The sequence below is a fragment of the Citrobacter sp. RHBSTW-00017 genome (assembly GCF_013797615.1).
Classification (GTDB): Bacteria; Pseudomonadota; Gammaproteobacteria; order Enterobacterales; family Enterobacteriaceae; genus Citrobacter; species Citrobacter braakii.
Map to the genome: position 1 here is coordinate 3,674,685 of NZ_CP056899.1, position 23,318 is coordinate 3,698,002.

Annotated in this window: 18 protein-coding genes; 13 read left to right on the forward strand and 5 right to left on the reverse strand. The window is 54.2% G+C overall.

Annotated features, from left to right (window positions below):
- Positions 1 to 10: 10 nt before the first annotated feature.
- The 10 genes from HV037_RS17900 to ybaK all read left to right on the forward strand — a co-directional run bounded on the left by HV037_RS17900 (position 11) and on the right by ybaK (position 11,604).
- On the forward strand, positions 11 to 2,155 hold the full coding sequence (locus HV037_RS17900; RefSeq protein ID WP_103283563.1) for a TonB-dependent receptor: 2,145 nt from the start codon (positions 11 to 13) through the stop codon (positions 2,153 to 2,155).
- A 2-nt stretch (positions 2,156 to 2,157) separates the two neighbouring features.
- Entirely contained in the window at positions 2,158 to 2,982 is an 825-nt protein-coding gene (locus HV037_RS17905; protein WP_103283562.1) for an ABC transporter substrate-binding protein, read from the forward strand.
- 18 nt (positions 2,983 to 3,000) lie between these two features.
- The gene (gene hutW / locus HV037_RS17910; RefSeq protein ID WP_103283561.1) at positions 3,001 to 4,347 is read left to right on the forward strand and encodes a heme anaerobic degradation radical SAM methyltransferase ChuW/HutW; all 1,347 of its coding nucleotides are present in this window, start codon (positions 3,001 to 3,003) and stop codon (positions 4,345 to 4,347) included.
- 3 nt (positions 4,348 to 4,350) lie between these two features.
- Positions 4,351 to 4,845, forward strand: a complete 495-nt coding sequence (gene hutX / locus HV037_RS17915) for a heme utilization cystosolic carrier protein HutX (protein ID WP_016155886.1) — start codon at positions 4,351 to 4,353, stop codon at positions 4,843 to 4,845.
- Positions 4,845 to 5,468, forward strand: a complete 624-nt coding sequence (chuY, locus tag HV037_RS17920) for an anaerobilin reductase (protein WP_103283560.1) — start codon at positions 4,845 to 4,847, stop codon at positions 5,466 to 5,468. Before hutX ends, chuY begins: the two co-directional genes overlap by 1 nt.
- A 51-nt stretch (positions 5,469 to 5,519) precedes the next feature.
- Positions 5,520 to 6,512 (forward strand): iron ABC transporter permease, encoded by a 993-nt coding sequence (locus HV037_RS17925; RefSeq protein ID WP_220131380.1) that lies wholly within the window; start codon positions 5,520 to 5,522, stop codon positions 6,510 to 6,512.
- Positions 6,509 to 7,279 carry a heme ABC transporter ATP-binding protein gene (locus HV037_RS17930; RefSeq protein ID WP_019076187.1) on the forward strand — a complete coding sequence of 257 codons (771 nt, stop codon included), beginning with the start codon at positions 6,509 to 6,511 and terminating at the stop codon, positions 7,277 to 7,279. Before HV037_RS17925 ends, HV037_RS17930 begins: the two co-directional genes overlap by 4 nt.
- A gap of 146 nt (positions 7,280 to 7,425) precedes the next feature.
- Positions 7,426 to 9,927 (forward strand): copper-exporting P-type ATPase CopA, encoded by a 2,502-nt coding sequence (gene copA, locus HV037_RS17935; protein WP_016155883.1) that lies wholly within the window; start codon positions 7,426 to 7,428, stop codon positions 9,925 to 9,927.
- A 202-nt stretch (positions 9,928 to 10,129) separates the two neighbouring features.
- On the forward strand, positions 10,130 to 10,924 hold the full coding sequence (locus HV037_RS17940) for a TraB/GumN family protein (protein WP_016155882.1): 795 nt from the start codon (positions 10,130 to 10,132) through the stop codon (positions 10,922 to 10,924).
- A gap of 200 nt (positions 10,925 to 11,124) precedes the next feature.
- Entirely contained in the window at positions 11,125 to 11,604 is a 480-nt protein-coding gene (gene ybaK, locus HV037_RS17945; RefSeq protein WP_016152092.1) for a Cys-tRNA(Pro)/Cys-tRNA(Cys) deacylase YbaK, read from the forward strand.
- 181 nt (positions 11,605 to 11,785) lie between these two features.
- On the opposite strand, the gene ushA is transcribed toward ybaK, so the two are convergent.
- Positions 11,786 to 13,438: a bifunctional UDP-sugar hydrolase/5'-nucleotidase UshA gene (gene ushA / locus HV037_RS17950; protein ID WP_181500125.1), complete on the reverse strand. Its 1,653-nt coding sequence runs from the start codon at positions 13,436 to 13,438 to the stop codon at positions 11,786 to 11,788.
- A gap of 297 nt (positions 13,439 to 13,735) precedes the next feature.
- On the opposite strand from ushA, the gene fsr reads away from it, so the two are divergent.
- Both fsr and ybaL read left to right on the forward strand, forming a co-directional pair.
- Positions 13,736 to 14,956 (forward strand): fosmidomycin MFS transporter, encoded by a 1,221-nt coding sequence (gene fsr, locus HV037_RS17955; protein ID WP_016155879.1) that lies wholly within the window; start codon positions 13,736 to 13,738, stop codon positions 14,954 to 14,956.
- A 224-nt stretch (positions 14,957 to 15,180) separates the two neighbouring features.
- Positions 15,181 to 16,860, forward strand: coding sequence for a YbaL family putative K(+) efflux transporter (gene ybaL / locus HV037_RS17960; RefSeq protein WP_016152087.1), 1,680 nt, complete (start codon positions 15,181 to 15,183; stop codon positions 16,858 to 16,860).
- Positions 16,861 to 16,905: 45 nt separating this feature from the next.
- On the opposite strand, the gene gsk is transcribed toward ybaL, so the two are convergent.
- The gene (gene gsk / locus HV037_RS17965; protein ID WP_016152086.1) at positions 16,906 to 18,210 is read right to left on the reverse strand and encodes an inosine/guanosine kinase; all 1,305 of its coding nucleotides are present in this window, start codon (positions 18,208 to 18,210) and stop codon (positions 16,906 to 16,908) included.
- A 152-nt stretch (positions 18,211 to 18,362) separates the two neighbouring features.
- Between gsk and aes the strand changes: the two genes are divergently transcribed.
- Positions 18,363 to 19,322 (forward strand): acetyl esterase, encoded by a 960-nt coding sequence (gene aes, locus HV037_RS17970; RefSeq protein ID WP_016155878.1) that lies wholly within the window; start codon positions 18,363 to 18,365, stop codon positions 19,320 to 19,322.
- Here the strand turns inward: aes and hemH are convergent.
- The 3 genes from hemH to htpG all read right to left on the reverse strand — a co-directional run bounded on the left by hemH (position 19,319) and on the right by htpG (position 23,213).
- The gene (gene hemH, locus HV037_RS17975; protein ID WP_181624245.1) at positions 19,319 to 20,281 is read right to left on the reverse strand and encodes a ferrochelatase; all 963 of its coding nucleotides are present in this window, start codon (positions 20,279 to 20,281) and stop codon (positions 19,319 to 19,321) included. The two genes, aes and hemH, sit on opposite strands and share 4 nt — an antisense overlap.
- A gap of 180 nt (positions 20,282 to 20,461) precedes the next feature.
- The gene (adk, locus tag HV037_RS17980) at positions 20,462 to 21,106 is read right to left on the reverse strand and encodes an adenylate kinase (protein ID WP_003021773.1); all 645 of its coding nucleotides are present in this window, start codon (positions 21,104 to 21,106) and stop codon (positions 20,462 to 20,464) included.
- Between the two features lie 232 nt (positions 21,107 to 21,338).
- Positions 21,339 to 23,213 (reverse strand): molecular chaperone HtpG, encoded by a 1,875-nt coding sequence (gene htpG / locus HV037_RS17985; protein WP_181500126.1) that lies wholly within the window; start codon positions 23,211 to 23,213, stop codon positions 21,339 to 21,341.
- Between the last annotated feature and the right edge of the window lie 105 nt (positions 23,214 to 23,318).

The window sequence follows — 23,318 nt, forward strand, 5'->3', positions numbered from 1 at the left end:
AGGTTCTCTTATGTTGCCACGGATTAATCAAAGGCCATTTATTCTTTCAGCCCTGACATTATGCATGTCAGGCGCTACTTTTGCAGCGACCTCTCCAACACACGGTTCAACGTCCGACGAAGATACGGTGATCGTTACGGCTAACCGCACAGAAAGTAGTCTCTGGGATAGCCCGGCAACCATTCAGGTTATCGATCGCCAGACGCTACAAAACTCCACCAGCGTTTCTCTTGCTGATGATTTACAAGATATCCCCGGCGTCGAAGTTACCGATAACGCTCTCGCAGGTCGGAAACAAATTCGTATCCGTGGCGAAGCTTCTTCGCGGGTGCTGATTTTGATAGACGGCCAGGTCGTCAGCTACCAACGTGCCGGACAAAACTACGGAGCCGGTTTACTGATTGACGAATCCGCGCTGGAACGCATTGAAGTGGTCAAAGGCCCTTATTCTGTCCTCTACGGTTCGCAGGCAATTGGCGGCGTCGTGAACTTTATTACCAAAAAAGGCGGCGATAAGCCTCTGGGTGGTAGCGTTAAGGCTGTTTATAACTCCGCAACGGCAGGATGGGAAGAGTCAGCGGCAGCCTGGGGAAGCATCGGTAACTTTGACTACCGTATCAATGGCAGCTATTCCGACCAGGGGGATCGCGATACACCTGACGGAAGATTGCCCGACACCAACTTCCGTAATAACGGCCAGGGAGTGTGGCTTGGCTACAACCTCGATCGCCACAAAATTGGACTCTCACTCGACCGTTATAAGCTATCCACTCAAACCTGGTTTGACGATCCCGAAGGTCAGTTCGACGACTTTAGCGTCAAAATTCCTAAGCTGGAACGCGAGAAAATCGGTCTTTTCTACGACTACGCGGCCGACGGGGATTACCTGAAGAACATCCATTTTGACGCATACACCCAGACAATAGAGCGCAAATTTGAAAACCGGGTCAAAACGACCCAGATTATCCCCAGCCCGATGATTAAAGCGCTGACGGTAAGCAATCAAACCAATACCAACGACAAACAACATACCCAGGGTGTAACGCTGCAGGGCAATATCTCCCTTCCGGCTAACAACACGCTGGTGATTGGCACTCAGTATCAGCATGACAAAATAAAACAGGACACGGACGGCAGTACGCGCCAGACCGCGGCTACCGGCTTCTTCGATACGCAAACCCGTACCCTGTCATATAACGAAGCGGAACAAAGCAACACCTCACTGTTCGCGCAAAACGACTGGCGCTTTGCTGATGACTGGACGTGGACCGTGGGCGCACGCCAGTACTGGCTGTCTTCGAAACTCAATCGCAACGATACGCAAACTATCCAAAGCAGCGGCACCACCTGGCAATCCACCGGGGGAAATTCCGTTCACGATGATGAACTGGTGACCTCGACCAGCCTGCGCTATTCCGGCTTTGAAGATCTTGAACTTCGGGCTGCATACGCCCAGGGCTATGTCTTCCCCACGCTTACTCAATTGTTCATGCAGACATCCGCCGGCGGCAGCGTTACCTACGGCAACCCAAACCTGAAGGCGGAACACTCAAATAACTATGAGTTGGGCGCGCGGTATAAAGGGAATATGTGGCTGATTGACGGCGCCATTTATTACTCCGAAGCCAAAGACTATATCGCCAGTCTGGCCTGTTCAGGCCAACCCGTTTGCAACGGCAACACCACCTCTTCCCGCGGCGGCTATTACTACTACGACAACATCGATCGTGCCAAAACCTGGGGCATGGAATTAACCGCAGAATACAACGGCTGGGCGGTTTCCCCCTACCTGGGCGGTAATCTCATTCGCCGTCAATACGAAGGCAACACCATAAAAACCTGGGATACCGGCGAACCCACGCTGACCGGGCGCGTTGGCCTGAAACATACCTGGTTGATGAATGCCGCTAACGTGACGTCCGATGTCTTTATTCGCGCGGCGTCCCGCGCCAAAGATAATACCGGCACCACGGAAATAAACTACCCAGGCTGGGCCACGCTAAACCTCGCATTCAACACTGAGTTTGGTCCGCAGGACCAGTATCAGGTCAACCTCGCGCTCAACAACCTGACCGACAAGCGTTACAGAACCGCGCATGAATCTATCCCAGACGCTGGTTTCAATGCCGCTGTTGGCTTTGCGTGGAATTTCTGACGATGAAAAAACTCATGATTGGCTTACTGAGCCTCGCCTGTGTGTTCAGCGCCCAGTCCGCTGAACGCCTGGTGGTGGCGGGCGGTTCGCTTAGCGAACTGATTTACGCCATGGGCGTCGGCAACCTGGTGGTTGGCGTCGATGAAACCACCTCGTACCCACCTGAAACTGCCGCACTCCCGCATATCGGCTACTGGAAGCAGTTAAGCAGCGAGGGCATTTTATCGCTGCACCCGGACAGCTTTATCACCTGGCAGGATGCAGGCCCTCAAATCGTTTTGGATCAGCTCCGGGCGCAGAAAGTTAACGTCGTTACATTGCCGCGCGTACCGGCCACCGTCGAGCAGATGTACGCCAACATTCGGGAGCTGGCTCAAACGCTGCGCATTCCTGAACAAGGTGAAGCGCTGGTCAATCGCCTGCATCAACGTCTGGATCGTGTTCAGCACAGCGTGGCGGCGAAAAATGCGCCGGTCAAAGCCATGTTCATTCTCTCCGCTGGCGGCAGCGCGCCGCAGGTCGCCGGCAAGGGCAGCGTTGCCGATGCCATTATGACCCTCGCAGGCGCACAAAATGTCGCCACCCACGCGCAGTATAAAAGTTACAGCGCGGAGTCGCTGATCGCCGCCAACCCGGAGGTGATCGTGGTGACGTCGCAAATGGTGGATGGCGATCTGGCTCGTCTGAGCGCGATTGCCGGTATTACCCACACTGCGGCCTGGAAAAATCAGCGCATTGTGGCGGTAGACCAGGCGCTGATTCTGGGAATGGGGCCTCGCGTCGCCGATGCGGTTGAAGCCCTGCACCAGCAATTCTGGCCTCACTAACTGGATTTATAAAAAAGAATGAAAACTGAACACTCGCTGGATCTCACCGCGCATTTTGCGCTTGAGGGAAGTCAGCCCTTTAAGGATCGCCGCGCCACAATGCCATGGCGCGGGGCGATCCCGATTGCCAAAGAGCTATTGTCACAAACCTGGCAGGATGTTATCAGCCAGCCTACCCCGCCGCGTAAACGGCTGGTGTACTTGCATATCCCTTTTTGTGCAACGCATTGTACTTTCTGCGGTTTTTATCAAAACCGGTTCGAAGAAGATCACTGCGCCCGCTACACCAACGCGCTGTTGCGCGAAATCGAGATGGAAGCCGATAGCGCATTACATCAGTCAGCCCCAATTCACGCCGTCTATTTTGGCGGCGGTACGCCTTCAGCGCTGTCAGCACGGGATCTGGGCAGAATCATCACTGCGCTGCGTGAAAAGTTACCGCTGGCGCCGGACTGCGAAATTACCATTGAGGGACGAGTGCTCAATTTTGACGATGCGCGAATTGATGCCTGCCTTGACGCTGGCGCCAATCGGTTTTCGATCGGTATTCAATCTTTTAACAGCCGGATCCGCAAGAAAATGGCGCGCACCTCGGACGGCCCAACCGCAATTGCCTTTATGCAGGGGCTGGTAAAACGGGATCGTGCCGCCGTGGTATGCGATCTGTTGTTTGGTCTGCCAGGACAAGATGCAAAACTGTGGGGCGACGATCTGGCGATTGCCCGTGACATCGGCCTCGACGGCGTAGATCTTTATGCGCTGAACCTGATCCCCAATACACCGCTTGGCAAAGCAGTTGAAACCGGGCGCACAACCGTTCCCTCTCCCGCCGAACGTCGCGATCTCTATCTTCAGGGTTGCGATTTCATGGACAGCGCGGGCTGGCGCTGCATCAGCAACAGCCACTGGGCGCGTACCACGCGTGAACGCAATCTGTACAACCTGCAGATTAAACAGGGAGCGGACTGTCTGGCATTCGGCTCAGGCGCCGGGGGATCAGTCAATGGCTATTCCTGGATGGTCGAGCGCAATCTGACGACATGGCATGAATCTATCGCCGCCGGGAAAAAACCACTAATGATGATGATGCGTACCGCCGAGCGTGGTTTCCAGTGGCGACACACTCTCCAGGCGGGCATTGAAACGGCCCGCGTTCCGCTGGATGAACTGACGCCTCATGCACAAAAACTGACCCCGCTACTGACCCAATGGCATCACGCAGGACTGACGCGAGATGCCAGCACCTGTGTGCGCCTGACCAATGAAGGGCGTTTTTGGGCGAGCAATATTTTGCAGTCTCTTGATGAACTTATTCAGGCACTTAACGCGCCGCGCATTGCGGTAGAACAACCATACCAGGAGTGAATTATGAGCCATGTCTCTTTACAGGATTTTTTGAAAACTGAACCGGACGGTACGCTGGAAGCTATCGCTGCCCAGTACAACACCACGCTGCTGGAGGTGGTGAAAAACCTCCCCTCCCCGACGCTGGTTTCCGGCGATCAATTTGATACCGTCTGGGAAACCGTCAGCGAATGGGGCAAAGTCACCACCCTGGTCCATACTGCTGATGTCATTCTGGAATTCACCGGTGAATTACCTTCCGGATTCCACCGTCATGGCTACTTCAACCTGCGCGGCAAAAAAGGCATGACCGGTCATATCAAGGCAGAAAACTGTACGCATATTGCCCTGATTGAACGCAAATTTATGGGAATGGACACCGCGTCCATTCTCTTCTTTAACCAGGCGGGTAGCGCGATGTTCAAAATTTTCCTCGGTCGGGATGAACATCGACAGCTACTGGCCGAACAGGTTAGCGCCTTTCACGCGTTGTCTTCATCTTTAAAGGAACATGCCTGATGGCTCCATGGCTCATTTTTGGTGCGGGTGGTAACGGCGTCGGTGCGAAAACGCTTGAACTCGCACTGGCGGAACAACGTCCGGTGATTGTTGTCGTTCGCAACGCACAGGTCGCTGCAGGGTTGCAGGAAAAAGGTGTGCAGGTCTTCATCGGCGACGCCTGCGATAGTCAGGTCACCGCCTGTGCCTGTCGCGCAGCGGGTCAACATGCCACGGTGATCTCCTCCATGGGCGGCGCCCAGGATTATCTGGCGCACAGAACCGTCATTGATGAAGCAGAAAAAGCGGAGATCAAGCGCATGATTCTGGTGACCTCACTCGGCTGCGGTGACAGTTGGCCTTTTCTTTCTTCACGCGCAAAGGCCGCATTTGGTCAGGCTGTACGGGAAAAATCGTTGGCTGAAAGCTGGCTACAAACCAGTCGACTGGACTACGCCATTCTCCGCCCCGGCGGTTTGCTGAACGGTGCAGCCACCGGCCAGGCGCAACGAATACAGGCTCAGGAGTGTCACGGCTTTGTAATGCGTGCAGATGTTGCGAAGCATATTCACGAACTGGCCACTGCGCCGGCACTCAATAACCAGATTTACAGTTTGGTTGAGCCGGGACTGAAACCCGCGTAAACCCCTCACGGCGCGGGAACTCCGCGCCGCAAAGACGTTATGGAGCGTTACGTGCTTAAGGACTCGCTTTCTTCCGTCAGCATCCTGACGGATCTTTCTCTTTTGCTGGTTGCTCTGATGCTCTTCGGTGCCAGCCAGGGGGCGCTGAACATTAGCTTCAGCGCTCTGTTCAACGACGAATATCGTGATATCTGGTTAAACATCCGCCTGCCTCGCGTGCTGCTGGCCGTTCTGGTCGGTGCTGCGCTGGCGACGGCTGGGGTCATCATGCAGGGACTTTTCCGCAATCCGATGGCCGATCCTGGCCTCCTTGGCGTCAGCAGCGGCTCCGCGCTGATGGTCGGCATCGCGATAGTTATCCCATTTTCGTTCCCCGTAGTGCTGGTGCTGTATGAGCAGATGATTTTTGCCGTCGCAGGCAGCATGGTGGTCTGCACGATTATTTTCCTGATAAGCCAGCGTCATAACCACGGTGGAATGATGCAACTGCTGTTAGCCGGTATCGCTATCAATGCCCTGTGCGGTTCGGCTATTGGCGTACTGAGCTATGTGGGCGACGAGCAGCAGCTACGTCAACTTACATTGTGGATGATGGGAAATCTCGGCCAGGCCCAGTGGCCAACGCTGTTGGTTGCCAGCACGTTTATTCTTCCAGCCATTGTTATAACCATCTGCATGGCGGGAACGCTTAATTTACTGCAGTTGGGTGATGAAGAGGCGCATTACCTCGGCGTAAACGTCAAACGTAAGCGTCAGCAGTTACTGTTGCTCAGTTCGCTCCTGGTTGGCGCTGCGGTTTCCGTCAGCGGCGTAATTGGCTTTATTGGCCTGGTGATCCCGCATCTGATCAGAATGACGACCGGCGCCGATCATCGCTGGTTGATTCCCTGCTCTACGCTGGCCGGTGCCTGTTTACTTCTGATTGCCGACACGTTGGCCCGCACACTTGTTCAGCCAGCCGAAATGCCCGTTGGCCTGTTAACCAGCCTGATCGGTGGACCGTATTTCCTGTGGTTAATACTGCGTAGCCGGAGGGTGTCATGATCGTCGCTGAAAATCTGGTCTACCATATTCAGGGAAGACGACTGACCGACGACGTTTCCCTGACGCTACCTGATGGAGAGATCATCGCGATTCTTGGCCCGAACGGAGCCGGGAAATCGACGCTGCTACGCCAGCTTACGGGATATCTGCAGCCCCACAGTGGGCGTTGTAGCATGTTTGGCAAGCCGCTGGACAAGTGGTCAATCACCGAGCTGGCAAAAACCCGTGCCGTGATGCGCCAGAATAGTCATATGGCCTTCCCGTTTAGCGTTCAGGAGGTCATTCGCATGGGCAGACATCCGTATCGTACGCGCAACACGGGCGATGAAACGGAGTACATCATGGCATTGTGTGATTGCCAGGCGCTGGCCGCACGCGATTACCGGCATCTCTCGGGAGGAGAACAACAGCGGGTACAACTGGCGCGCCTGCTGGTTCAGCTTTGGGAGCCCGAGCCTGGGCCGAAATGGTTGTTTCTTGATGAACCCACCTCCGCGCTGGATATTCACCACCAGCAGCACCTTTTTCGTCTGCTACGTCGTCTGGTGCGTGAACGACAGTTTAACGTCTGCTGCGTCCTGCACGATCTCAACCTCGCGGCGCGCTATGCCGACCGTGTGGTATTGATGGAACGCGGCAGGATAGTTGATAACGGATATCCGCAGGATGTTCTGAAGCAACGGTCGCTGAACGCGCTGTACGGTGCCGATCTCACGGTCATAAATGAACCGGAGCATCGAACGCCGATTATCGTCCTCAATCAATAACAGACCGGGAACCCCTGACATGGCGTTCCCGTTTTTCTCCCTTTACACCCTTTTTTCACCTTTTCTAAAAACGCCCTTGACCTTCCCCTTGCTGGAAGGTTTAACCTTTATCACAGTCAGTTAATCCTGCAAAAAAGGAGTTGGTTATGTCTCAAACAATCGATCTAACCCTGGACGGCCTGTCCTGTGGTCACTGCGTAAAACGCGTTAAAGAAAGTCTGGAACAACGTCCGGACGTTGAGCAAGCGGATGTCACCGTGACAGAAGCGCATGTTACCGGGAGCGCCAGCGCAGAAGCGCTGATTGAAACCATTAAACAAGCCGGTTACGGCGCGGAGTTAAGCCACCCAAAGGCTAAACCGCTGACGGAGTCATCAATCCCGTCGGAAGCACTGGCAGCGGTCCCTTCCGAGCTTCCGGCAGCTACGGCTGATGATGACAGCCAACAGTTGCTGTTAAACGGCATGAGCTGCGCCAGTTGTGTGACCCGCGTACAAAATGCATTGCAAAGTGTACCGGGCGTCACGCAGGCACGGGTAAACCTGGCGGAACGCACTGCGCTGGTAATGGGCAGTGCCTCCGCCGCAGATTTAGTACAAGCGGTTGAAAAAGCGGGCTACGGCGCAGAAGCGATTGAAGATGATGCTAAGCGTCGCGAACGTCAGCAAGAAACCGCCGTGGCAACCATGAAACGTTTTCGCTGGCAGGCAGCCGTCGCGCTGCTCCTGGGTATCCCGGTGATGGTATGGGGCATGATTGGCGACAACATGATGGTGAGCGACGACAACCGCAGCCTGTGGCTGATGATTGGTCTGGCAACGCTTGCCGTGATGGTTTTCGCGGGCGGTCACTTTTACCGCAATGCGTGGAAAAGCCTGATGAACGGCACCGCGACCATGGATACGTTGGTGGCGCTGGGTACGGGGGTGGCATGGCTCTATTCCATGAGCGTCAACCTCTGGCCACAATGGTTCCCGATGGAAGCGCGACACCTCTATTATGAAGCCAGTGCCATGATTATCGGTCTGATTAACCTCGGACACATGCTGGAAGCGCGGGCTCGCCAACGCTCGTCTAAAGCACTGGAAAAACTGCTCGATCTGACACCGCCGACCGCACGCGTCGTCACTGACGAAGGTGAAAAGAACGTGCCGCTGGCAGAGGTGCAGGCTGGAATGTTGCTGCGCCTGACCACCGGTGACCGCGTTCCGGTTGATGGCGAAATCACTCAGGGTGAAGCCTGGCTGGATGAGGCCATGCTGACCGGTGAGCCGATTCCACAGCAAAAAGGCGCAGGCGATAGCGTCCACGCCGGTACGGTCGTACAGGACGGTAGCGTGCTGTTCCGCGCCAGCGCTGTTGGCAGTCACACCACGCTGTCGCGCATTATTCGTATGGTGCGCCAGGCACAAAGCAGCAAACCGGAGATTGGCAAACTGGCCGACCGCATCTCGTCGGTGTTCGTTCCGGTCGTGGTCGCCATTGCGCTGGTCAGTGCGGCTATCTGGTATTTCTTTGGACCGGCGCCGCAGATTGTCTATACGCTGGTAATCGCCACCACCGTCCTGATTATTGCCTGCCCTTGTGCGCTGGGTCTGGCAACGCCGATGTCGATTATTTCCGGCGTCGGGCGTGCCGCTGAATTTGGTGTGCTGGTACGTGATGCCGATGCGCTGCAGCGCGCCAGCACGCTCGATACCATCGTGTTTGATAAAACCGGGACGCTAACTGAAGGCAAACCACAGGTTGTCGCCATCAAAACGTTTGGCAATACCGACGAAGCGCTGGCAATTCGTCTGGCAGCGGCCCTTGAACAGGGTTCCAGCCACCCGTTAGCCAGGGCGATTCTGGACAAAGCAGGTGATGTCACGCTGCCGCAGGTCAACGGTTTCCGTACGCTGCGCGGTTTAGGCGTCAGTGGCGAAACGGAAGGTCATTCGCTGCTGCTGGGAAACCAGGCGCTGCTCAATGAACAGCAGGTAGATACCACTGAAATGGAGGCTGAAATCACCGCTCAGGCTTCCCAAGGCTCAACCCCAGTACTGTTAGCGATTGACGGTAAAGCGGCAGCGCTGTTAGCGGTACGTGATCCTCTGCGTAGCGACAGCGTGGCAGCACTCCAGCGTCTGCACCGCGCCGGGTATCGTCTGGTGATGCTCACCGGCGACAACCCAACGACCGCCAACGCCATTGCCAAAGAGGCGGGTATTGATGAGGTGATTGCTGGCGTTCTGCCGGACGGTAAAGCCGAGGCGATTAAACGTCTGCAGAGCCAGGGGCGTCAGGTTGCCATGGTCGGTGACGGTATCAACGATGCGCCTGCGCTGGCTCAGGCTGACGTAGGGATTGCCATGGGTGGCGGCAGCGATGTGGCGATTGAAACCGCCGCGATTACGCTGATGCGCCATAGCCTGATGGGCGTTGCCGATGCGCTGTCTATCTCCCGGGCAACGCTGCGCAATATGAAGCAGAACCTGCTCGGCGCGTTTATCTATAACAGCATCGGTATCCCCGTTGCCGCCGGGATTTTGTGGCCGTTCACCGGAACACTGCTCAACCCGGTCGTTGCCGGGGCGGCGATGGCGCTCTCCTCCATTACCGTGGTGAGCAACGCTAACCGACTGCTGCGCTTCAAACCTAAAGAGTAAGCCTTTACCGGATGTCGCTCTGAACGGGGCCCCAAATCATTCGCGTTGCCTCAAGGCGGCAAGTATAAAAACCCCAGGAGCATAGCCAACTATGTGACTGGGGTTTTTGCTCGCTGCCAATAAAGAGGCTGAGCGAATGATGAAGTGTATTTGCACCTTCCAGGACCACGCGCTAGCATGGAAGTCTACTTAGGGAGGCCGTATGGATCTGTTGTACCGGGTAAAATCATTTTTCACCGCGCTACGCGGCAACCACTATACCTGGCCTGCCATCGACATCTCCTTGCCCGGAAACCGCCATTTTCATCTGATTGGCAGTATTCACATGGGCAGCCGCGATATGGCGCCTCTGCCTGCCAAATTACTCAAAAAGCTCCAGCGTGCCGATGCGCTCATTGTCGAAGCCGATGTTTCCGGCGACGACGCGCCGTTTGCCAACCTTCCGACCTTTGCCGCACTGGAAGAGCGCATCAGCCCAGAGCTGCTAGATAATCTGCACAAAGTCACCGACGAGCTGGGTATTTCCTCTTCCCTGCTGTCTACCCAGCCGCTGTGGCAAATCGCCATGGTCTTGCAGGCAACGCAGGCGCAGCAGTTAGGGTTGCGGGCAGAATACGGCATTGATTACCAACTTCTGAATGCGGCAAAACAGGTGCATAAACCCATAATCGAGCTGGAAGGCGCATCCAGCCAAATCGAACTGTTGTGTCAGTTACCCGATAACGGACTGGCTCTGCTGGACGATACCCTGACGCACTGGCACACCAATGCCAGACTGCTACAACAGATGATGGGCTGGTGGCTTAAAACGCCGCCACGCAATAGCGAACTCACTCTACCCAATACTTTTAGCCAGTCGCTGTATGACGTTTTGATGCATCAGCGTAATGTGGCCTGGCGCGATCGACTCAGGGCGATGCCTGCCGGGCACTATGTCGTGGCCGTTGGCGCGCTGCATTTGTATGGAGAAGGAAATTTGCCGGAGATGTTACGGTAAAAAAATGGCCAATATTGCTATTGGCCCGTCAAAGAGGAATTTCATCATTATTATGATCCCGACGCTTAAAGCATCGGTGTAGTTCGATTGTCGCTCAAAGTCATCATCCTGCCAACACTATTGCGCAAGATGGTACTATTTTTTAGACAGACATCAGGCGTATGCTTGTGTCGTATTTTGTCTGGGCCAGGAAAATTGCTATGACACCCGCCGTTAAATTACTCGAAAAAAACAAAATTTCTTTCCAGATCCACACCTACGATCACGATCCGTCCGAGACGAACTTTGGTGACGAAGTGGTACGCAAGTTAGGTCTGAATGCGGACCAGGTCTACAAAACGCTACTGGTTGCCGTGAATGGCGATATGAAGCACCTGGCGGTTGCCGTTACGCCGGTAGCCGGTCAACTGGATCTCAAAAAAGTCGCCAGGGCGTTGGGAGCCAAAAAGGTCGATATGGCCGATCCGATGATCGCGCAGCGAACCACCGGGTATCTGGTAGGCGGCATCAGCCCGCTGGGGCAGAAAAAAAGATTGCCGACGCTCATCGACGCTCCCGCCCAGACGTTTGACACCATTTATGTGTCCGGCGGCAAACGCGGGCTGGATATTGAACTGGCAGCGGGCGATTTGGCGAAAATTCTGGATGCGAAATTCGCCGATATCGCACGCCGTGATTAATTGTCTTTTGCCCGGTGATACGGCGATTGAGCCTACTGCGATTACAGGGTGTGATTGGTGAAGACAGTTTGGACTCGGCCAGCGCGCAAGAACCGGAGCGTAGATGTAATAAGTAGGATTATTGGGCCGCCATGAAGGGCGGCCCGGAGGAGCGGATAAAATGATGCCCCAAATTGCCCTGTTACTGCCAGCTTACCTCGCCCTTCGGCTCATACGCACCAGCATCGAGCGGTGAGTTCTTCTGCACGTACTCTTTCAGCACTTCCGCATCAATAAACCCGGTATTTACATAGCCAGGCTTGTTATCAATTCGCGGATAGCCATCGCCGCCGGTGGCATTGAAGCTCAGCGTTGCCATGCGATAGGTTTTGGCTGGATCAACGGGTTCGCCTTTAATTTTCAAATCGTTAAGCTTGCCGTCTTTCGCCACGAAGCTGACATTGGCAAACTGCGGATAGGCCCCGGAATCCGGCTTCATTTGTGCCACGGCGGTCAGATAGTCAATCACCTCTTTCCCGCTCATGTCGGCGTACACCACGATGTTACCGAACGGCTGCACTTTCAGCACGCTCTTATAGGTGATATCACCGCCTTCGATGGAGTCACGGATACCGCCGCCGCTCATCACGCCAAAATCAGCGCTGGTTCGCGCCATTTGCGCAGCCAGCAGTAAATGCCCCATGTTGGTCTGTACGAAACGGACTTTGCTACGGTCGCCTTCGAGGCGCGCATTGACGCTACCAATTTTCACGTCGAGCTGCGCTTTACCTTTATTCTGGAACGGCGTCAGCAGTGAAAGCATTTGCTGATTTTCTGCAATTTCCGGGGTGTAGAGTACGCGCTCACTTTTACCGTTGTCCCAGGTCACTTTTTTCTTCTGGTTGACGGGGATGAGCTGGTAGTTAACCATTTTCATTTCGCCATTGCGGAACTCAAAGTCCGCCCGCCCCACGTATTTCCCCCACTCATGCGCCTGCACAATCCAGATCCCGTTTTGCTTGTCTGGCGCACACGGCGTACCCGGTACGTAATCAACCTGCTTCTTGTTTTCCGCGGCCATACATACCGGATCCTGCGAGTGACCACCCACAATCATTGCCAGCGATCCCGCCGGCAGGCTGCGCGCCATTTCTACGTCGCCAGGCGCGTTCGAGCCGTGATTGCCATTGTCATAATGTCCCATATGGGTGGTCGCAATAATGATGTCCGGCTTTTCCCCCATATTCAGTTCCTGGATAACCAGTTTGGCTTCATCAGCAGGTTTACGGAACTCAATATCGGTAAAGAACTCTGGGTTGCCAATTTTCGCCGTATCGTCAGTGGTTAAACCGAGTACGGCAATTTTTAAATCCTGGCGCTTAAAGATGGCCCACGGCTTAAACAAACGCTCGCCGGTGCTTTTCTGATAGATATTGGCCGAGAGAAACGGGAATTTGGACCATTTTTCCTGCTGGCGCAATACGCTAAGCGGATTATCAAACTCGTGGTTTCCGACCGCCATCGCATCATAGCCAATCAGGTTCATTCCACGAAAATCAGGTTCAGCATCCTGCAGATCGGACTCCGGTACGCCGGTATTAATGTCGCCACCGGAAAGCAGCAGTACGCTGCCTCCTTCCTCAGCCACCTCTTTACGAATACCGTCCACCAGCGTTTTTTGTGCCGCCAGCCCGTATTCACCGTATTCGCTGCGCCAGAAGTGACCGTGATGATCGTTGGTATGCAGAATGGTAATTTTGTAGGTTTTATCTTTTTCGTACGCCTGTGCAGGTTGACCTGCCAGCGCAAATGCGGCTAATAACGCCAGCGCCACGCCCCGTTTTAAAAACTTCATATTTCACTCCCTGACTCAATATCAACCGCCATACCCGTTATCCTTCAAATTACATGTGCGTTGGCTGCGCTCACTTCCCCCTGTCGCTTATGCAGTAAGCTCCTGGGACTCTCGCGTTTGCCGCCTACCTGTAAGTCGAATTAGTTCGGGCATAAAATTACAGCTACTGAAAATAATAGCCGAAAATGTTTTCAGAAATGAGACTTCCTTCAAACACCTTCCGCAGGTATGTTAGTCAGGTAATAATAACAAATTAGATTACCCTCATAATCGCAACCCAAACAGAAGTGACTTTCTATGGCAATAAGTGAACCAACCCAGCCAGTGGCTGGCGCGTCAGCGTCGGTTGCTAAAGCACGCACCTCATTTGGCATTTTAGGGGCAATCAGCCTCTCCCATCTGCTAAACGATATGATCCAGTCGCTGATCCTGGCGATTTATCCGCTATTGCAGTCAGAGTTCTCGCTGACGTTTATGCAGATAGGGATGATTACCCTGACCTTCCAGCTTGCTTCCTCACTGCTGCAACCGGTTGTGGGTTACTGGACGGATAAATACCCGATGCCGTGGTCGCTGCCCATTGGGATGTGCTTCACGCTGAGTGGGCTTGTTTTGCTGGCCATGGCCGGCAGTTTCCATATGGTCCTGCTCGCCGCAGCGCTGGTTGGTACCGGCTCTTCGGTATTTCACCCGGAATCATCCCGCGTGGCGCGAATGGCCTCCGGCGGTCGTCACGGTCTTGCCCAGTCAATTTTCCAGGTTGGCGGCAACTTCGGTAGCTCTCTGGGACCGTTACTGGCGGCTGTCATCATCGCGCCATATGGTAAGGGTAATGTGGCTTGGTTTGTGCTGGCTGCGTTATTAGCGATTGTCGTTCTGGCGCAAATCAGCCGTTGGTATGCCGCGCAGCACCGGATGAGTAAAGGAAAACCGAAAGTCGCCATCGTGAATCCGTTACCACGGAATAAAGTGGTACTGGCGGTAAGCATCCTGCTGGTGCTGATTTTCTCCAAATACTTCTATATGGCGAGCATCAGCAGCTATTACACCTTTTATCTGATGCAAAAATTCGGATTATCGGTACAAAATGCCCAGTTTCACCTGTTTGCCTTCCTGTTTGCCGTCGCAGCCGGGACGGTGATTGGTGGACCATTGGGCGATAAAATTGGCAGAAAATATGTTATTTGGGGCTCTATCCTCGGCGTAGCACCCTTTACCCTCTTTTTACCCTACGCAACGCTGGAATGGACCGGGATTTTAACCGTGATCATTGGTTTTATCCTCGCATCGGCGTTTTCTGCCATTCTGGTCTACGCGCAGGAGCTGCTTCCTGGCCGTATCGGCATGGTTTCTGGGCTATTTTTCGGTTTTGCCTTCGGCATGGGCGGCTTGGGAGCCGCGGTGTTAGGGCTGATTGCCGACCATACCAGCATCGATTTGGTCTACAAAATATGTGCTTTCCTGCCACTACTGGGGATACTGACCATATTCTTACCTGATAACCGACATAAAGCGTGATTTCCTGACGGCCAAAAGTAAATTTTGGCCGTCAGACTTACAGTAGCCATCAGCCTTTGCCTCTCACATACCGCTGTACTTTTCCGATCCGTGCTTTTTTACGTCTAAAATCCTATTTTCATCAAAATTCAATAATTATTCACAAACAAAAACATCAAAATTGTCATAAACTATTACTCGTCGTTTGAGTTTTCAGGATTATCACAGCAACCAAAGGAGACGGAATGCATCACGCCACCCCGCTTATCACCACCATTGTCGGCGGCCTTGTGCTCGCTTTTATATTAGGCATGATTGCCAATAAACTACGTATTTCTCCTCTGGTGGGATATCTGTTAGCGGGCGTTCTGGCCGGTCCATTTACACCTGGTTTTGTTGCTGATACCAAGCTAGCGCCTGAACTGGCCGAGCTTGGCGTAATCCTGCTGATGTTCGGCGTGGGGCTGCACTTTTCGCTGAAGGATTTGATGGCGGTAAAGTCTATCGCCATTCCCGGCGCGATTGCCCAGATAGCGGTGGCAACGCTGCTGGGCATGGCGCTTTCAGCAGTGATGGGCTGGTCGCTGATGGTTGGGATCGTGTTTGGTCTGTGTCTTTCAACCGCCAGTACCGTAGTGCTATTGCGTGCGCTTGAAGAAAGGCAGCTCATTGACAGTCAGCGCGGGCAAATCGCCATTGGCTGGCTGATTGTCGAAGACCTGATGATGGTGCTGACGCTGGTTCTCCTGCCAGCCGTCGCTGGAATGCTGGAAAAAGAAGATGTCGGCTTTGCCTCGCTGGCCGTAGATATGGGCATTACCATCGGTAAGGTAGTGGCGTTTATCGCAATTATGATGCTGGTTGGTCGTCGCCTGGTGCCGTGGATTATGGCCCGTAGCGCCGCAACCGGCTCACGCGAACTGTTTACCCTGTCAGTCCTCGCCCTCGCATTAGGTATCGCATTTGGCGCAGTGGAGCTGTTCGATGTCTCCTTTGCACTGGGGGCATTCTTCGCCGGCATGGTGCTGAACGAATCTGAACTGAGTCACCGTGCGGCGCATGACACCCTGCCGCTGCGCGATGCGTTCGCCGTACTGTTCTTCGTTTCCGTCGGGATGCTCTTTGATCCCATGATTCTGATTCAGCAGCCGCTGGCGGTGCTGGGCACGCTGGCGATTATCATCTTTGGTAAATCCCTTGCCGCCTATTTCCTGGTGCGCCTGTTTGGTCACTCCCAACGCACAGCGCTCACCATTGCCACCAGCCTGGCGCAGATTGGTGAATTTGCCTTTATCCTGGCGGGTCTGGGCATGGCGTTAAACCTGCTGCCGCAGGCCGGACAGAATCTGGTGCTGGCGGGGGCGATCCTGTCTATCATGCTTAACCCGGTGCTGTTCGCGGTGTTAGAAAAATATCTCGCCAAAACAGAAACGCTGGAAGAACAGACGCTGGAAGAGGCTATTGAAGAAGAGAAGCAAATTCCGGTGGATATCTGCAATCACGCCCTGCTGGTTGGCTTTGGGCGCGTCGGTAGCCTGCTGGGCGAGAAATTGATGGCTGCGGGGATCCCGCTGGTAGTTATCGAAACCTCACGCACCCGAGTGGATGAACTGCGCGAGCGCGGGATCCGCGCGGTGCTGGGGAATGCCGCCAACGAAGAAATTATGAATCTGGCGCATCTGGATTGCGCACGCTGGCTGCTGCTGACTATTCCCAATGGCTATGAAGCGGGTGAAATTGTCGCTTCAGCACGCGAGAAGTGCCCGTCGATTGAAATTATCGCGCGCGCGCATTATGACGATGAGGTGGAATACATTACCGAACGCGGCGCCAATCAGGTCGTCATGGGTGAGCGTGAAATCGCCCGTACCATGCTGGAGCTGATTGAAACGCCGCCTGCTGGTGAGGTGGTCGTTACAGGCTGATGTCGTTGCCGGATGACGCTATCGCTTATCCGGCATGTGCATGATTTAACGATCCCAGTACGACTCTTCGAGGCTATCTTCGCGTTCCGGCAAACCGCGCGTCAGGCGCGGGGAATGCTGGTTCAGCACCTGATAACTCACGCGATTCGCATATTTACACACCTGGGCTAACGACGAATAGGTCAGCCAGGTGAACTTGTGCTTGCTGGAGTTAGGCACGTTGCTGCGGTGATAGCTGTTAGCGGTAATATCATGCAGCAATGCCGCCAGCGCGCCGTCGCCAGCGCCGTTGGTATTCATGATCTTCTCTGGACCGCCCATATACGGTGCGATGTGCGAATACACACGCAGCGGATTGGTACAATCTTTATGGCGCATGGCGCGGCTAAACTCGTACTGGTTGAATTCGGCAATGGCCCCAGGCAGCAGCGGATGCTGGGTTTTACGTTTGACTTCTTCTTCCGTAAAGCCCGCCATATAAAGACCCGCCGGTCCCGCTGTGCACAGCACCAGATCCACCCAATCCAGCGCCTTGTCGGACGCCAGCAGCGGATCGTTTTCGCCGGTCAGCGCTTCGGCCTCTTCTTCATTCATCGCCAGAATTGAGACATGCTCTTTCAGGAATGCCTGCCACCACTGCGGATTATCGGCAATGACAAATTTGGTGCCCAGCGTCAGTACCACCGGAACATTGTGTTTTTTAGCAAATTCGATCGCCTTCATGGTCGCTTCCGGCATTGGCTCGCCCGGCTCGCAGCGCACCAGATAGGACGTCAGCACCAGCGCGGACGCTCCGGCAATCACCGATTCAGGGATGCTATCCGCCCGTAGCTTGTTCATATGCCCTGGGCTGATTGCAAAGGTACGCTCACCGGACTCGCCAATCAGCGTAAAGCAGCGACCAATCGGTCCATCTACGCCCTGCAGGTAGTTCAGATCGGTACGACTGGAGGTATTGCATAAATAGCGGTACGCATAGCTGCCAATCTCGATATTGCTGCACATCACACCCAGCAGCACCGAGCGGTCATCCGCCAGCACAGAGTAGTTGTGCATCGTATTACCGATAGTACCGCCCGCAAACTGATGGGTGATCAAATTTTCACGCACCAGTTCCTGGTAGAGCGCTTCAGCGACATCATCTGCAATCACCAGAGAGTGCCCGGCACTTAATCCATAACGTTTTACAAAGTTATCATCAACTTTGGCTTCAATATCCACCAGCGTCTGGTCAATACCCACCACCCAGGCTGCGCTGGTTTCATTTTCTGGCTGAATTTGTTGCAGCAACGGATCGCGCGCGCTGACGGGAAAATAGTGTTTGGATTTACGTTTACCGGGAAATTTCATGGTCGATTTTACGGGTGGTTAGCTGAGCGATGCATGGTAGCACATTCCCCGCTGCGCATGCGATGCGGCGCTGAGTTTCAATATCGGACGGTGAGATCGCAGTTTATCCGGGATGAATTTCTACAATAACTCACCTTCACAAGGAGCGCTTTATGAAGCCGGAAAACAAGATCCCCGTACTCGACAACATTTCGGATGAAATGAAAAGTGTGGTGAATTTTCATCGCGAAGATTTGCCGCCGTGGCCCGCTGCCGATGACTTTGTGGCCCAGCGTAAACACTACATTCATGAACGGCAGTTGTGGAATGCCGATGCCCCACAGATGAATACCCGAGAATGCGTTATTTCCACCGCATGCGGCCCCGTTGCCACACGAATTTACGCTCCGCTGCCCCATAGCCAGGCGACGCTATATTACCTGCACGGCGGCGGTTTTATTCTCGGTAATCTGGATACCCACGATCGCATTATGCGTTTACTGGCGCGCTATACGCAGTGCACGATAATTGGCATCGACTATTCGCTTTCGCCAGAGGCCCGCTACCCGCAAGCCATCGAAGAGATTGTCGCCGTCTGTCAGTACTTTTATCAGCACGCTGGCGATTATTCCCTTAATGTGAATCATATTGGTTTTGCGGGCGATTCCGCCGGGGCCATGCTGGCGCTTGCCAGCGCGTTGTGGTTGCGGGATAAACACATTGCCTGCGGCAAGGTGGCTGGCGTGCTGTTGTGGTATGGGCTTTACGGCCTGCAGGATTCACTGAGCCGACGGCTAATGGGCGGAGCCTGGGATGGTTTAACTCGCGAGGATCTGCAGATGTACGAAAACGCGTACCTGCGTAGCGCCGACGATCGTGAATCACCGTACTATTGCCTGTTTAATAACGACCTGACGCGCGACGTGCCGCCGTGTTTTATCGCCGGTGCGGAGTTTGATCCGCTGATTGACGACAGCCGCTTATTGTTCCAGACGCTACAGGCGCATCAGCAGCCCTGCCAGTACAAAATGTACCCCGGCACGTTGCACGCCTTCCTGCACTATTCGCGGATGATGAAAACCGCCGACGATGCGTTGCGGGAGGGCGCGCGTTACTTCAGAGCGCAGCTTTAACGGTAGGCTGCGGTCAGTTTAACCATCATTTCGATATGTTCCGGTGTGGCATTCAGCGCCGGAATATACTCATATTGCTTACCGCCTGCCTCGAGGAAAATCTCCCGGTTTTGCACCGCTATCTCTTCCAGCGTTTCGAGACAATCAGCCGCGAAGCCCGGACACATGACCTGGATATGTCGGGTCCCTTTCTCCGCCAGCATTTTTAACGTTTCATCGGTATATGGCGTCAACCACGGTTCACGGCCAAAACGAGACTGGAAGGTCATCATCACTTTTTCCGGCGGCAAGCCAAGCGCAGAAACCAGCTCACGAGTCGTATCACGACAGCGCTGCGGGTAGTCACCGCCTTCATCGGCGTAGCGCTGCGGAATGCCGTGATAGGAAAGCAGCAGCAAATCGGGTTCACCATGTTGAGCAAATGAATCACGGGCGCTCTTGGCCAGCGCATCAATGTAGCTGCTGTCATCGGCGTAATCACGAATAAATGAGATGCCAGGAATACTGCGTTTACGCGCTAAGATTCGCGCCAGTTCATCCCAGACTGCCGCCACGGTAGAACAGGAATATTGCGGGTACAGCGGTAACACCACCATGTGTTCAACTCCGCTTGCCAGCAGTTCATCGACCGCGCTTTCAAGCGACGGTGAACCGTAGCTCATCCCCAGCGCGACAGGCGTATTTGGCAGACGTTGTGCCAGCGCCAGCTGTTGCGCCTTGCTGTAGACCATCAGCGGGGAACCGTCTTCCATCCAGATTGACTGGTACAGCTTTGCCACGCGTGGCGCACGTAGCGGCAAAATCACACCACGCAGCAGCGGCCACCACAGCGCAGGTGACGTATCGACTACGCGTTGATCGCTTAAAAACTGGCGCAGGTAGCGCTTAACGGCTTCGGGGGTTGGGGCATCGGGAGTGCCGAGGTTTGCCAGCAGGATACCGGTTTTCGTCTGACGCATTACCGCCTCTTATCGATTCAAATTGTTGATAATTGTAGCGGAAAAGCGATAAAGAAGAACTAATTGCTGTGAAAGGTAAGACGAGAATTTGCCTGATGGCGCTGTGCTTATCAGGCCTACATAAAATCGTAGGCCGGATAAGGTGTTTACACCGCCATCCGGCATTGACTGCGCTAAAACTTAACCGAGGATTTTTTCCAGCGCTGCGCGAACGTCAGCCACAGCCTGGGTGCCGTCAACTTTCGCGTATTTGGTGTTACCCGCCTGCGCTTCTTTAGAGTAGTAGCCGATCAGCGGAGCGGTCATCTGATGGTATTCCACCAGGCGCTTACGTACGGTCTCTTCCTGATCGTCTTTACGGGTGGTCAGCTCTTCGCCGGTCACGTCGTCTTTGCCTTCAACCTTAGGCGGGTTGAATTTGATGTGGTAAACGCGGCCAGAAGCAGCGTGTACGCGACGACCCACGATACGGTCAACGATCAGCTCGTCCGGAACGTCGAATTCAAGAACGTAGTCCACGTTGATGCCTGCTTCTTTCATGGCATCAGCCTGCGGAATAGTACGCGGGAAGCCATCAAGCAGGAAACCATTACGGCAGTCTTCCTGAGCAATACGCTCTTTTACCAGCGCGATCACCAGCTCATCAGTCACCAGCTTACCGGCGTCCATGATGTCTTTCGCTTGTTTGCCCAGCTCGGAGCCAGATTTCACGGCAGCACGCAGCATATCACCGGTGGAGATTTGCGGAATACCATACTTCTCCATGATGAACTGAGCCTGAGTTCCTTTACCCGCGCCCGGAGCGCCAAGCAGAATGATACGCATTACGAAAATCCCCTTAAAGGTTGTCGATATTTTTTAAAAAGCGCTAAACGATACCACCATCACGCAATTGGCTCAAGGAAGACGCCCGACGCTGAAACGGTTAACGATGGGAAAATTAAAAATGAGGAGAGAAAATGCCGGATCGCGGTGTAAACACCGTATCCGGCCAGGGATCGACGAGATGGTGTAAGCCGGACACGCGTTAGCATCATCCGGCATTACCTTACGGCTATCAGGACACCAGCAACTGGTTCATACGACGAATGAACTGGTTTGGATCTTCCAGCGTGCCGCGTTCAGCAAACAGCGCCTGATCCAGCAGCAGTTCAACCCACTCTTTGAACTGCGCTTCGTCCTGGGTATCCGCTGTGCGTTTGACCAGCACGTGGTCCGGGTTGAGTTCAAAGATATATTTCACTTCCGGTACGGCCTGGCCAGCAGCTGCGAACAGTTTCGCCATCTGGGTGCTCATTTCGTCCGCATCGGTGGTAACGATGGCCGGCGTGTCGGTCAGACGGTGAGTCAGACGCACTTCTTTTACGCGATCGCCCAGCAGGGTTTTCACGCGCTCAACGAACGGCGTCAGCGCTTTTTCCGCTTCTTTTGCCGATTCGTCAACGTCATCCGCCAGCTTGTCGATGGACTCGTCAGCTTTGGCTACGGACTGGAATGCCTTACCGTCGAACTCGGTCAGGTAGTTCATCATCCACTCATCGATACGGTCAGAAAGCAGCAGCACTTCGATGCCTTTCTTACGCAACAGTTCCAGGTGCGGGCTGCTCTTCGCCGCCGCATAGCTGTCTGCGGTGATGTAGTAGATTTTCTCCTGCCCTTCTTTCATACGCGACACGTAGTCTTCCAGCGACACGGTTTGTGCGGAGGAGTCAGTGTGCGTGGACGCGAAGCGCATCAGCTTAGCGATCGTTTCCTGGTTAGCGTTGTCTTCCGCCGGGCCTTCTTTCAGCACCAGGCCGAACTGTTTCCAGAAGGTCTGGTATTTTTCCGCGTCGTCTTTCGCCAGTTTTTCCAGCATCTGCAGTACGCGTTTGGTCAGCGCGCTACGCAGGTTACGGGTGACGGTGCTGTCCTGCAGGATCTCACGAGAAACGTTCAGCGGCAGATCGTTAGAATCTATCAGGCCACGCACAAAGCGCAGGTAATTCGGCATGAACTGCTCGGCGTCGTCCATAATGAACACGCGCTGAACGTACAGTTTCAGACCATGCTTGTGATCGCGGTTCCACATATCCCACGGAGCCTGAGACGGGATGTACAGCAGGCTGGTGTACTCCTGCTTACCTTCCACACGGTTATGACTCCAGGTCAGCGGATCAGTGAAGTCGTGCGCGATATGTTTGTAGAATTCGTTGTACTCGTCGTCTTTGATTTCCGACTTGTTACGGGTCCACAGCGCCTGCGCCTTGTTGATCTTTTCCCAGGAAACTACGGTCTCGCCGTCTTTCTCTTCGGATTTTTCGATCTCTACCGGCAGCGCGATATGGTCGGAATATTTGCTGATGATGGAACGTACGCGCCAGTCATCAAGGAACTCGTCTTCGCCTTCGCGCAGATGCAGCGTGATTTCGGTGCCGCGATCGTCTTTGGTGATGTCGGCAACGGTGTACTCACCTTCACCCGCAGATTCCCAGAACACGCCGTTTTCCGGTTTATCGCCCGCTGCGCGGGTACGCACGGTGACTTTATCCGCCACGATGAACGCAGAGTAGAAGCCAACCCCGAACTGGCCGATCAACTGGCTGTCTTTTGCCTGATCGGATCCCATGGATTCAAGGAAAGATTTAGCACCGGATTTCGCAATGGTCCCCAGATGATCGATAACGTCATCACGGTTCATCCCCACGCCGTTATCGGCAATGGTCAACGTACGCTTATCTTTATCGAAGGAAACACGCACACGCAGCTCACCGTCACCTTCATACAGGTCCGGGTTAGACAGTGCGCGAAAACGCAGCTTGTCTGCCGCATCCGAGGCGTTAGAGATAAGCTCACGCAGGAAGATTTCTTTATTGGAATACAGAGAATGGATCATCAGGTGCAGAAGCTGTTTTACTTCTGACTGAAAACCACGAGTTTCTTGTCCTTTCATGTAGGTCTACCTCAACAATGCCATTTTCAATGGTAAAAACAGGTTGAGGGTGAAATGGGGACAAGCGGAAAGGATTTCAAGCGGAAGCCGCCGTCGCGGCCTCCG